The sequence below is a fragment of the Ralstonia sp. TCR112 genome, assembly GCF_007997035.1.
GTDB classification, from domain to species: domain Bacteria; phylum Pseudomonadota; class Gammaproteobacteria; order Burkholderiales; family Burkholderiaceae; genus Ralstonia; species Ralstonia edaphi.
The window spans coordinates 83,405-94,883 of record NZ_VOSS01000009.1 but is presented as its reverse complement, the minus strand read 5'-3'; the positions used below and the strand labels follow the sequence as shown (position 1 = coordinate 94,883).

Below are 11,479 nucleotides of genomic sequence, written 5' to 3'. Positions count from 1 at the left end.
GGGCAGCACGCCGCGCAACGCGTGCTGCCCGAGCTGGGGCCGCGTGGCGCCGAATCGGCACTCGAGTCGCAGCAGGCGCTGCTGGCCCGCGTGCAGGCAGAAGGGGCAGACGCAGCCCACGGTGCATTGAGCAACAAGGACGTGTACCGCCTGTACGCCCGCACGGGCGGCGTCACGGGGCCGGAAGACACCATGCCGGGCGAGTTCTATTTCCCGCGCCTGATCGCCCTGGCAGAGCAGCGCCCCGAAGGCGCCTACACCGTGTCGCAAGCCGACGGGGCCTTCGTTGACAGCACGATGCCGACGGAAGGCCGCGCGCGCACCACGTTCTATCACTTCATGCGCGAGGACGGTCTCGTCGACCCCGACGCCGTCACCGAGCGCGTCTACGTCAACGCAAAGACGCCGCACGTGCTGGACGTGCTCGACTTCCTGGTGCGCGGCGTGGTGGACCAGCCCGGCCGCTTCCCGGGCATCTATGCGGCCAAGGCGTCCGGCCCCGACGCCGCTGGCCCGCGCGCCGACAACATCGTCGTGTATGCCACCGATCGCGCGGCCGTCGACCGCGTTGTGGAGGCGCTGCGGCATTACCAGCAGCAGCATCCGGAGCACTTCCACGACACCGTGCCGTCAATGACGGAGGCACAGCTGCGCGGCGTGTCCACCGCCGCGGAACCGACCCCCGCGATGGTTAACCGGCTGCTCAGCGCCATCGACAGGTTTGCCGCCGGCAACACGCAGTTTGGCGCCTCCGACATCGGCCGCACGCCGGGCGCGGAACAGAGCTTTGGCAGCATCCGCGCCTACGCGATCTCCTTGGCCCAGCACGACACCGTGCTGGCGCAGCAGGCCGCCGCCCAATACGGCTTACCGTTTGACTACAGCGCCGCGCTGCAGAAAGCCACCGGCCGGCGCTTTGCCGAGATCGGCATCGACCCCACCAACCCGGCGCGCAACCTCGGCGGTCCGGTGGCGCGCCCGGCCGGTGCCCCAGATTACAGCGGCACCGGCACGCAATACCGCCCGCAGGATGCCACCTACCAGACCACGCCGGCCGACCGCGTGACGATGTCGTTTGGCGGCGCACCGCTGCCGCCCAGCGCCCGCGCGCTGATTGGCGCCTCCGACACGCTCACGCGCCAATTGCGCCTGCTGCACGACGCCGGCTGGACGGTGCGCCTCGGACACCGCAACCAGGGCTCGGCGATGGATGCCGCGCGCAAGACCATCACGCTCGACGCCAACGCCGCCGACGCCGGATCGCTCGTCTACACGCTGAGCCATGAGGCCGACCACGCTGTGAAAGCGGAGCTCGATCTGCAGGGCCTGCAACGCCACAGCGAGGACAGCTTCGTGCAGACGTTGCTCGCCGGCGAGGCCAGTGCCCAGGGCAACGCATTCAACGTACGCGACGAAATACTGGCCGCAACCGGTGTGGACATCGGCGCCCGCGCGCAGATGCCGCAGCCGCTGGAACAGGCCTATGCGCAGTGGGATGCCAACAACCCCGAGGCCCACTTGCGCCTGGCGCAGACCATGGGCAGCCTGCGGCCGTCCACCGCGCCGGACCAGACCTACGCGCAGTACTACGCCTCGCGCTGGAACGGCGCGGCGCCGGGCACACCGCACATGCCGGCTCCGGCGTCGGCAGCGGCGTCGAACGCCCAGAAAGCCGCCGCACAGGCCGCCGAATGGCTCGACGTGAAAGACCTGCGCACGCTGCGGCATGTGCCGGGCGCCGAGGTGCCCAAGCTGCGTGTGCTGGCCGGCAAGGCTGGCAGCAATACGGTCTTGATCGCGCTCAAAGGCAGCACCCAGCCAGACGGCACGCCCGTCATCGTCGCGACCACGCAGCTGCGCGACGACGGCACCTTCGCGCCGCCCCAGGCCGTGGCCGGCAGCAAGGTCCCCAAGATCATCAAGCGCGCCGTGCGCGGCGACAACTCTGCGATGCACACCGCACGCAAGGGCGTCGATTTCTACATCAGCCCCGTGTCGTACGAGCGGTTGCAGGCCCTGGGCGGTCCATCGCGCATCAATGGCGATGACGGTTCGCACGTGCTGTCACCGGCGGCCGACAAGATCGACGCCAAGGTCGTGGCCGACATCCAGCAGCTTGGGCACGCCAAGCGCTACAAGAGCGTGAAAGACGCCACCGAAGCCGCGAAGGACAGCGACATCATCTACGTGATCGACAAGAAAGGCGGTGCCCCGAAGGGCCATGCCAAGCGCGGCACCGACGGCACATGGACATACCACGTCGATGCGCCGATGGACGGGGCCACCGTGCCCGAACGCAGCCTCGAAGCCGCCTTTGCCAAGCAGCAGACGCACGGCGCACGCACGCTGCGCAGCGCGCCGCGCGGCGTACGTTTCGTGGTCAGCTCGGTGCAGCCCGAGACGGTGAAGGAACTGGGCGGCTTCCTCAAGCCGCGCACGCTCTGGAAACGGTCCGAATACGGCATGCCGGCCTTCAAGCCGGGCGAAGTCGCACAGGCCGCCACCACACTGAACCGTCAGGCCAACGGCGGCTTCCTGCGCGGGCGGGCCGCCCAGCTTCTGCAATGGCGGCAGCGAAAGCTGGAAGAGCCCGTCACCACCGGCACGCCGCTCGAAGCGTCGGCTCTGGGCTACGCCAAAGTGCGCATGCTGCCCGACACCAAAGTCCCCGCGCTCGACTACAGCGGACCGAACATCGTCCACCTGCGCGACCTGGTCAAGCAAGGCTGGCTCGAAGCGGGCACGCACTACATCTACGTCTACAAGACGGCCGACAACGCAGGCCAGTTGGGCCGCCATACGCCAATCGGCCGCCTGGAGCCCGAGGGCAACGCTCTCACCTGGTATGGCACCTGGAACAAGGCCGCCGCGCAGCAGAACGGCACCCCGGCCAAGGAGCTGGCCATCGGTCACGACAGCTTTGGCGCGGACACCCACTTCCTGCTCACGCGTCTGCCCCCGGATCAATTCGAGGCACGGCAGCGCAGCGGCACCGGACTGGAGATCGGCGTGTACCAGCCGGTGCTCTCCAGCACCACCACGGTGGCGCTGCCGCCCGACGCGCCCAAGCTGGGCAACCTCACCCGCCCGCTGGACGAGGTCGAACTGCTGGCCGGAAAGAAGACCGATCCCTATGCCAGCAATGTGGAATTCAAACCGGTCAAGGACCGCGCGCCCGAGGTCGTGATGGCCGATGCGCAGCTCTGGCGCAAGATCAAGCTCAAGCTGCGCGTGGCCCGCGACGTGGCCGCCAACACCGTGTCGCGCCGCGTGCCCTTTGCGGGCAAACGCATCGCACAGCGGTACTCGGCAGCGGCCACAGGTGACCGGCACATGGTCAACACATTCCTGCGTTCGGAATTCCCTCTCCAGGCGCGGCTGGCGCCGATGGGCCGGGCATATCGCCTGCGCGACGACCCCGCCAAGGCGCTTGCGTTCATCAAGAAAACGGGCGGCGCCATGCCGGTGATTTCGCTCGTGGTCGACCCGTATTCGCTGCGTGCCGCTGTGGGCAAGCGCCAGGACCCGAGCTTCGTGCGCGCCGCCAAGCAGATCGACGTGAACAACGCGACGATCGACCATGCCAACGCGCAGATCAAGTCCGGCAGCGGCGCCGACCAGAAGAAGCTGTTCCTCGACGATCTGCACCAGTCGCATCTCGACAAATGGCTCGACCTGTCGTCGCAGACCGGCGTGGTCATCCGCCTGGAGTTCGCGCCGTCGCGGCCGCTGATCGGCACCAACAACCACTTCACCGCACGCACCAATGACGCGTACGACAACCACGTGCGGCTGTTCTCGATGCTGGAGAAGTGGGGCGCCACCCACGCCGATGCGCCGGCGCCCCACGTGATGGTCAGCTTCCATGGCTGGGATACGGTGCTCGAGCCGGTGCCGGGCGGCGGCAACGCCAAGCTCGTCGAACAGGTGCTGGAACGGCCCACGCTGCCCTGGGTGCACATGGGCGTGTCGTACGCCACCAATGGTGCCGATGCCATCGCCAACGAACGGCTGAACACCGCCGTCGCCGACATGGTGCTGCGCTTCGAGCAGGACGGCGCGCCCACCCAGGGCCGGCTGCATGGCGACGATGCCCTCACGCGTGTGTTCGAGCGCCCGTCCAAGAGCCAGTACGACGCGCAGAACCAGGTGCTGCTGGCCGAGATCGCGCGGCTTGGCAGGCAGAAGTACAACCTCTCGGACAGCCAGGTCAACGCGATCATCGACCGCGTCTTCAACGGCAACACGACCGCGCTCGTCAATCGTGCCCGCGCCACCGAGATCGCCTTTGCCAAACCGCTGTGGGACGCTAAGGGGCGCCTGAGTCCGAAGGAGGAACTCGCCAGTCAGTTTGCCAAGCAATGGACGGACGAGATGGGCGTGGCCGCGCGCCCCGCGGGCGCCAAGGCACTGCCGGCGTCGGCCCGAGACCCGGCCACACCGCTGCCCACCTGGAGGCAGATGGTGGAAAACGAGAAGGCCCTGTCGGTGGACGCGTCCGGCGAGCCTCAGAGCGCGGGGCGTGTCCAGACCACGCAGACCGCGCGCAAGGTCTTGCTCAAGCCGGAACAGGCATCGGCGGAACTCAATGCGCTGGGCGTGGAAGGCGCCAAGCCCAAGCTCGGCACGCGTGCGCGCGAAGTGATGACCGTGGGTGCCTCCGTGGCAGGGGGTGCCGGTGCGGTGCTGATCGGCATACCGGGCACCGGGGCCAACACGGTTTCGCTGGCGAGCAACCCCTCCATGCTGCTGCTGCGGGTCGGACGCTCGGCGCAGGTGCTGCATCAGGCGACGATGGCGACCATCGAGCGGGCAGACCCGCGCGTCTTCAGCGAGGCCACGCAGACGATGGTCGACCGGCTCGTCAAGGCACTGCCGGACCACACGTCGGAAAAGACCGTGCCGGCTGACTTGGCCGACATCGAGACGCGCCTGCGCACGTTCGTGGCCGAAGCCAACTGGAGCGTGCACAACATCTACCAGCGCCTGGGCAATCGGGAAATCACGCGCACGCAGGCCACCGAGGCTACGCAGGCCGTGTCGGCCGACCTGGTCAAGCAGATCCAGGCCATCTTCAGCGGCACCGGGCTGCAGCAGGTGCACCTGGGCCACCCGCGCACCAAGCTCGGCTATTGGGGCCGGCAGATCGCCATCGGGGGTTACAGCATGGGCCTCGCCTCGTATGCGCATGCGATGGCGACCAAGGCGTGGACGCTGGCGCACGATTCGGCCATTTGGTACGTACTGCCTACGGGCGGCACAGTGGCGTCGATCGCGTATACCACCGGCGTGCTGCTCGGACGCGGGCGCAACATCGACATCGAGCAGCGCAGCCGCACGGTGCGCGGGCTCGATATCTCGGCAGATACGCTCGCCGCCACCGGCGGCATGCTGCTCGGCGCCGCGCAGATGATGGGCGGCGACTACATCAAGGGCGTGCCGATGCTGCTGTCGTCGGGCGCGCTCGGCCTCTCGCGCTTCAGCTCGCACTTCCCGAATGCGTCGGAGTTTGTGAGCAAGCACAAGATCGCCATCGCGCTGCTGCCGCTCTCGGCGTATGCATTCAACCTGATCAAGCCGCTGTTCATGCAGGACGACAAGAACAAGCGCCCGCCCGGCACACCGGCTGTCACGCCGTTGCCGAGTGCATCACCGAGTGCATCGGCATCGCCTTCGGTGTCACCGTCGCCATCGGTCTCGCCGTCGGCGGTGGTGTCGCCGTCCGCATCGCCTTCGTCATCGGCCGGCCCGACTGCGCCCTCGACCAGTCCACCGTCCGGCCAGCCTCCGAGCACACCGGCCACGCCGCAACCTGCCCCCACGCATTCCGAATACGTGGTGCAGCCGGGCGACACGCTCAACGGCATTGCCGACCGGTATCGCACACCGCTGTTGCACGAGGCGCACGTTTCCGATGCGCAGCGCCAGGCCATGTCGGACGAGAAGCAGGTGGAGGCAGCGCTTGCGCAGTTGCTGCAGATCAACCCGCAGTTCGCGCATCGCAATGTCGGGCTCATCCACCCGGACGAGCCGATCGTGATCGTGCCGTGAAATATTTATCGTTGAGGCGTCTGCACGAAATGCTGAGCATCCCGGCACGCACCGCTAGTCCATCATGAGATGGCGCATCAACAGCGTCGGATCTGCAATCTCCAGAATGAGGCGACGCAGCACGCGTTTGCGCATGTGTTCATCGTCCAACACCCACGGAGCGCTGACCTCGCTGAGGTGCCGCGCGAGCGCGTCGCGGTGGTCGGCACCTTCCGGCAGGCCCAGGCGCGCAGCCAGCAGGCCGGCGACGACATCATCGATCTCAACGTCGAGGTGCTTCGCGTCAATGGTGAGTTGTAGCTTCATCGTGGCGATCGAACCTGAAAAAGGCGGCACCGCCGCAAGACCGTACGGCGCCGAAATGCAGTTGCACTGGCCGGCGAACCGGCCAGTCGATGGCAGCGCAACTGCGTGGTTCAGTAGTCCATCTCGGGTGCCGGCATTTGCGCGGGCTTGTCTTCCTTCGGTGCGTCCGCGATGGTCGCATCCGTGGTCAGGATCAGCCCGGCGACAGACGCGGCATTCTGCAGCGCCGTGCGCGTGACCTTGGTCGGGTCGACGACGCCCGCTTCCACGAGGTCGCCATACTCGCCGGTGGCCGCGTTGTAGCCGTAGTTGCCCTTGCCTTCGGCAACCTTCGCGATCACGACGGACGGCTCTTCACCGGCGTTGGCGACGATGGCGCGCAGCGGGGCCTCCAGCGCGTGCTGCACGATCCGGATGCCGGCATCCTGATCGCTGTTCGCGCCCTTGAGGTTCAGCACCGCAGAACGCGCGCGCAGCAAGGCCACGCCGCCGCCCGGCACGATGCCCTCTTCGACGGCTGCACGGGTGGCGTGCAGCGCATCGTCGACACGGTCCTTCTTCTCTTTCATCTCGACTTCGGTCGCCGCGCCCACCTTGATGACGGCAACGCCGCCGGCAAGCTTCGCCACGCGCTCCTGCAGCTTCTCGCGGTCGTAGTCGCTCGTGGCTTCGTCGATCTGCACGCGGATCGACTTGACGCGCGCGTCGATGCTGGCCTGGTCGCCGGCACCGTCGATGATGATGGTGTCGTCCTTGCGAACCTCCACACGCTTGGCCCGGCCGAGGTCTTCCAACGTGGCCTTCTGGAGCTGCTTGCCGGTTTCTTCGGAGATGACCGTTGCGCCGGTGAGCACGGCAATGTCTTCGAGCATGGCCTTGCGGCGGTCGCCAAATCCGGGCGCCTTCACGGCGGCGACCTTCAGGATGCCGCGCATCGCATTGACGACGAGGGTGGCGAGCGCTTCGCTCTCCACATCCTCCGCCACGATCAGCAGCGGCTTGCCGGCCTTCGATGCAGCTTCCAGGATCGGCAGGAGGTCGCGGATGTTCGAGATCTTCTTGTCGTGCAGCAGGATCAGCGCGTCGTCCAGATAGGCCGCCTGCTTGTCCGGGTCGTTGATGAAGTACGGGCTGACGTAGCCGCGGTCGAACTGCATCCCTTCGACCACGTCCAGCTCGTTGTCGAGCGACTTGCCATCCTCGACCGTAATGACGCCTTCCTTGCCGACCTTCTCCATGGCCTCCGCGATGATCTTGCCGATGGCCTCGTCCGAGTTGGCCGAAATGGAGCCCACCTGGGCGATCTCGCGGTTGGTCGAAATCGGCTTCGACAGATTGCGAAGCTCATCGAGCACGGCGGCCACGGCCTTGTCGATACCGCGCTTGAGATCCATCGGGTTCATGCCGGCCGCCACGTGCTTCATGCCTTCCTGCACGATGGCCTGGGCCAGCACGGTGGCCGTGGTGGTGCCGTCACCGGCAATGTCCGCGGTCTTGGACGCGACCTGCTTGACCATCTGCGCGCCCATGTTTTCGAAGCGGTCCTTCAGTTCGATTTCCTTGGCGACAGACACGCCGTCCTTGGTGATGGTCGGGGCGCCAAAGCTGCGCTCGATGACCACGTTACGGCCCTTGGGCCCGAGCGTCACCTTCACGGCATCGGCAAGAACATTCACGCCCTTGACGATACGGACGCGCGCGCTGTCGTGGAACTTGACGTCTTTTGCACTCATGTTTGTTGCTCCGGATAAGTCGTTGACTCAACACGTCGCGAACAACCGGCCTCCTTGCGTGTCCGGCGGTATCCGGCGGTGTCCGCGAGCGGCTCGAGGCTTCAGGCGGCCTTGGCAACCGCCTCGGCGTGGGTTTCGATGACGCCCATGACGTCTTCTTCACGCATGACGAGCAGTTCCTCGCCATCGACCTTGACGGTCTGCCCGGCGTACTTGCCGAACAGCACCTGGTCACCGACTTTCAATTGGAGTTCGCGCTGCGTGCCGTCCTGAAGCAAGCGGCCCGTGCCGACCGCGATGACTTCACCCTGCTCGGGTTTTTCTGCGGCGGAATCAGGAATCACAATGCCCGAGGCCGTCGTCCGTTGCTGTTCGATTCGCTTGACGATAACCCGGTCGTAGAGGGGACGAATCTTCATTTCCATCTCCTGAGCGATAGATCACCAAAAAAGGGAATCCGACTTGCACGCCGTTCAAGCAGGGCGCCCGGCAGGGCAGGCAAGCCGTGCCAAAGACTTGGCGGAATGCAAAATAGAAGCGCCCCGCCGCGAGTTCAAGAGGCGAAAAAACAGCGACTTTGTAACAAAATGTTTCAAGGCAAAAGGATGCGCCGGACGGCTCCCAGGCGATAGACCGTACGGCCGCGTGCCGGCCGCTGGCGCGGTGTCGGCGGTATCGGCAGCACAGGACACGGCGGTTCCCGTCCGCCATCAGGGCCGAGCGTGTCGTCCGGCTCATCAAGCTGCCGCCACACGCCGCCCTTGACGGGTCGGAACAGCCAGCGCAGGTAGCCTGCATCAGCGGCGAGCTGCATCAGCTCGGCGCGATCGGGCGCGCCGTCGATGAGTGCCTCGTCCGCCGAAGCGCCGTCGTAATCGCCGAATGCCTGGCGACATGCCAGCGCTTCACCCGCGGACGCGCCCACCACGTTGCAGCCGCGTCGCTCGACACGCTCCAGGTCCCATGCGCCGAGCTGCCAGGCGGCATCGAGCAGCGCCTCGTCAACGGCTTCGACGCAATGCCAGGCGTGCGTCAGTTGAATGGCCGAGCCCGGCACGGAGCGCGGCGGAATGTCGATTCCCGGTAACACGAGCGGACTGGCGCGGCGGAATCCGTGCCAATGCAGGATCGCCACGAGCGGCGTATTCGGTCGCCGGGCCGCAGTCACGGTGACCGCGACCAACGGCAGGCGCACCGCATCCATCTGTTCGTGCACTGCGTTGAAAAGGTCCATGAAACCTCCGAATGACGTATCGAATGGCCTCTTGAAATTTCCGCTTGCCTCCCTATTTTAGGTGTCGTCAAGCAGTCGCGGTTCTCGCGCTGCGTGTTTCGATTTGTTTGTCAGTGGCCCGCCACGGACGGATGAACTGGAGCGCGTAGTTCGGTTCAGTCTCCGAGCGGGCCCCACCAGGAGCCAGCCATGAGCGATCTGTTTTTTGGCACCGATCTGCTGGGCGAGTTCGACCGCCTGCACCGGCAGATGGCCAGTCTCTTTGCGGGCGTGCCCGCCAGCCTGCGCGCAACGCGCATCGGCACCTTTCCTCCCGTCAACATTGGCAGCACCGATGACTCCATCGAGATCGTCGCCTTCGCGCCGGGGCTCGACCCCGCGCAGATCGACGTCTCGATCGACAAGGGGCTGCTGACGATCAGCGGCGAACGCAAGCGTCCGGATTTCGAGATGACCGACGATACGCGCGTGTATGCCGACGAGCGTTTCACCGGCGCGTTCCGGCGCGTGATCGAGCTGCCACAGGACGTCGACCCCGAGAAGGTCAATGCCCGGTACGTCAACGGCTGCCTGACCATCAGCGTCGGCAAGTCGGAGGCATCCAAGCCGCGTCAGATCACCGTGCAAGGCTGAGCCACAGCTTGCGCAAGCATGAAGGAGCACATCATGAACGACACCACACAATTGGCGACCCAGGCGCAGCCGGGTCATGCCGCGGTCGCAAAGCAGCCGGCAGAACAACCCGCCGCACGCCAGACGCACCTGGCGCCGCCTGTCGACATCTTTGAAAACCGCCAGGGCATCACGCTGTTCGCCGACCTGCCGGGCGTGCCGCGCGAGAAGCTCGATGTGCGCGTGCAGGATGGCACGCTCACGGTCGATGCCGAACTGATGGTGCCCACGCCGTCGGGGCTGCGTCTGCAGCATGGCGAAGTTCGGCATCCGCATTTCTCGCGCACGTTTGTGCTGAGCCCCGACTTTGACGCCTCGCGCATCGATGCGCAGTTGCGCGATGGGGTTCTCAAGCTGACCATCCCGCGCCGCGACGAGGCGAAGCCGCGGCGTATCGAAGTCCACGCCGGCTGAGCGCATCACCGGCCGCTGTTTGCCTTGCAAGCGGGCGCGCTCCTTGCGCGCCTGCATTTGGCACCGTGCCCCCTGGTTACGGTTGTTTGTTACTAGGAGACAAAGATGCTGAGTGCACACGAATTTGCCACCCTGATGTTGCTGAGCCAGTCGCCCGAGCAGGTCGACATGAACCGCGCTGAATTGGATGCGTTGCTGGAGCGGCAGTTGGTCATGCTCGAGCGTTCCGCCGAAGGGCAACGCCACCGTGCGCGGCTCACCGATACCGGACGCTCCGTGCTGCGAGCGTTGAACCGCGTTGACCGCCATGAACGCACGGCAGCCGGATCGACGGCCGTGGAGGACTGATCGATCGATACGCATCTCGCGCGGCCTGCCTGTGTCGCCCGTGCCCCATCGCCGCTAATGCAACGGCTCCTGAGACAGGTGCACGGCCGATTCCCATCGGGTGACGTGGCACATCTCGCAAGGCTGCGCCGGACGTGCGCGAGCAGCAACCGTGAAGCCGCAGCTCCAGCAAGCAAAATATCCATCTGCACCCAGCACATCGAGCAGTGAACGCTCCATGTCCGCCCTGACTGTCAGCCCAGGGCGTTCGTGTTTGCGCCAGACAATGCTGATCGCCCCCGACGCCTCCAGGTACGCGCGCCGTAGCTGGCCCAGGTGGCCGACATCGGCAGCGCGCAGGTGGGACGCCAGCATCTCGCGCGACATCTCGCACCGCTTCAGCTCGTCCAGCAGCATCCGGCCGTCTTTCACGAGGATGGTGACGTCGCCCTGCTCCAGCACCTCGAAGCGGCGCCAGCGCAGGCCCGCTTTGGCTGTCAGCCGCTGCAAGACCACCACCGCCACGAGCACCACCGGCGCCGGCATCACGCCTTGCGACGGCACCTGGATCGGACCCGCGATGGCCGCGCCCAGCATCAGGACGACGGCCAGTTCCGTAATGCTCAGTTGCGCTGCCATCCGCTTGCCCATCAACCGCATGGACACGAGCAACAGCACATAGACCAGCACCGCGCGCGCACCACCTCCATGAGGAACGACCACGATGCATCGCCGACCAGCA

The 11,479-nt window shown here is 66.3% G+C and carries 9 protein-coding genes; 4 read left to right on the top strand and 5 right to left on the bottom strand.

Translation table 11 applies throughout. From position 1 onward, the window contains the following. The first annotated feature begins 21 nt into the window (after nt 1-21). Nucleotides 22-6,051, top strand: a complete 6,030-nt coding sequence (locus FUT88_RS04250; protein WP_222614248.1) for an LWXIA domain-containing protein — start codon at nt 22-24, stop codon at nt 6,049-6,051. A gap of 54 nt (nt 6,052-6,105) precedes the next feature. On the opposite strand, the gene FUT88_RS04245 is transcribed toward FUT88_RS04250, so the two are convergent. The 4 genes from FUT88_RS04245 to FUT88_RS04230 all read right to left on the bottom strand — a co-directional run bounded on the left by FUT88_RS04245 (nt 6,106) and on the right by FUT88_RS04230 (nt 9,324). Next, on the bottom strand, nt 6,106-6,357 hold the full coding sequence (locus FUT88_RS04245; RefSeq protein WP_147213955.1) for a hypothetical protein: 252 nt from the start codon (nt 6,355-6,357) through the stop codon (nt 6,106-6,108). 110 nt (nt 6,358-6,467) lie between these two features. Next, the gene (groL, locus tag FUT88_RS04240) at nt 6,468-8,090 is read right to left on the bottom strand and encodes a chaperonin GroEL (RefSeq protein ID WP_147213954.1); all 1,623 of its coding nucleotides are present in this window, start codon (nt 8,088-8,090) and stop codon (nt 6,468-6,470) included. 101 nt (nt 8,091-8,191) lie between these two features. Continuing rightward, entirely contained in the window at nt 8,192-8,509 is a 318-nt protein-coding gene (gene groES / locus FUT88_RS04235) for a co-chaperone GroES (RefSeq protein ID WP_004628765.1), read from the bottom strand. 173 nt (nt 8,510-8,682) lie between these two features. Further along, entirely contained in the window at nt 8,683-9,324 is a 642-nt protein-coding gene (locus FUT88_RS04230) for a diguanylate cyclase (protein ID WP_147213953.1), read from the bottom strand. Nucleotides 9,325-9,513: 189 nt separating this feature from the next. On the opposite strand from FUT88_RS04230, the gene FUT88_RS04225 reads away from it, so the two are divergent. The 3 genes from FUT88_RS04225 (at nt 9,514) to FUT88_RS04215 (ending at nt 10,758) form a co-directional block, all read left to right on the top strand. After that, nucleotides 9,514-9,957 (top strand): Hsp20/alpha crystallin family protein, encoded by a 444-nt coding sequence (locus FUT88_RS04225; RefSeq protein WP_147213952.1) that lies wholly within the window; start codon nt 9,514-9,516, stop codon nt 9,955-9,957. A 33-nt stretch (nt 9,958-9,990) separates the two neighbouring features. Beyond that, complete coding sequence (locus FUT88_RS04220) at nt 9,991-10,410, top strand: Hsp20/alpha crystallin family protein (protein ID WP_147213951.1); 420 nt, start codon at nt 9,991-9,993, stop codon at nt 10,408-10,410. 105 nt (nt 10,411-10,515) lie between these two features. Further along, nucleotides 10,516-10,758 carry a hypothetical protein gene (locus FUT88_RS04215; RefSeq protein WP_147213950.1) on the top strand — a complete coding sequence of 81 codons (243 nt, stop codon included), beginning with the start codon at nt 10,516-10,518 and terminating at the stop codon, nt 10,756-10,758. Nucleotides 10,759-10,812: 54 nt separating this feature from the next. On the opposite strand, the gene FUT88_RS04210 is transcribed toward FUT88_RS04215, so the two are convergent. After that, nucleotides 10,813-11,427, bottom strand: a complete 615-nt coding sequence (locus FUT88_RS04210) for a DUF421 domain-containing protein (protein ID WP_186829233.1) — start codon at nt 11,425-11,427, stop codon at nt 10,813-10,815. Nucleotides 11,428-11,479 lie beyond the last annotated feature (52 nt).

Coding starts and splice junctions, on each gene's coding strand:
- FUT88_RS04230 (WP_147213953.1), bottom strand. CDS start 9,324: ATGGACCTTTTCAACGCAGTGCACGAACAGATGGATGCGGTGCGCCTG.
- FUT88_RS04225 (WP_147213952.1), top strand. CDS start 9,514: ATGAGCGATCTGTTTTTTGGCACCGATCTGCTGGGCGAGTTCGACCGC.
- FUT88_RS04215 (WP_147213950.1), top strand. CDS start 10,516: ATGCTGAGTGCACACGAATTTGCCACCCTGATGTTGCTGAGCCAGTCG.
- groES (WP_004628765.1), bottom strand. CDS start 8,509: ATGAAGATTCGTCCCCTCTACGACCGGGTTATCGTCAAGCGAATCGAA.
- groL (WP_147213954.1), bottom strand. CDS start 8,090: ATGAGTGCAAAAGACGTCAAGTTCCACGACAGCGCGCGCGTCCGTATC.
- FUT88_RS04245 (WP_147213955.1), bottom strand. CDS start 6,357: ATGAAGCTACAACTCACCATTGACGCGAAGCACCTCGACGTTGAGATC.
- FUT88_RS04220 (WP_147213951.1), top strand. CDS start 9,991: ATGAACGACACCACACAATTGGCGACCCAGGCGCAGCCGGGTCATGCC.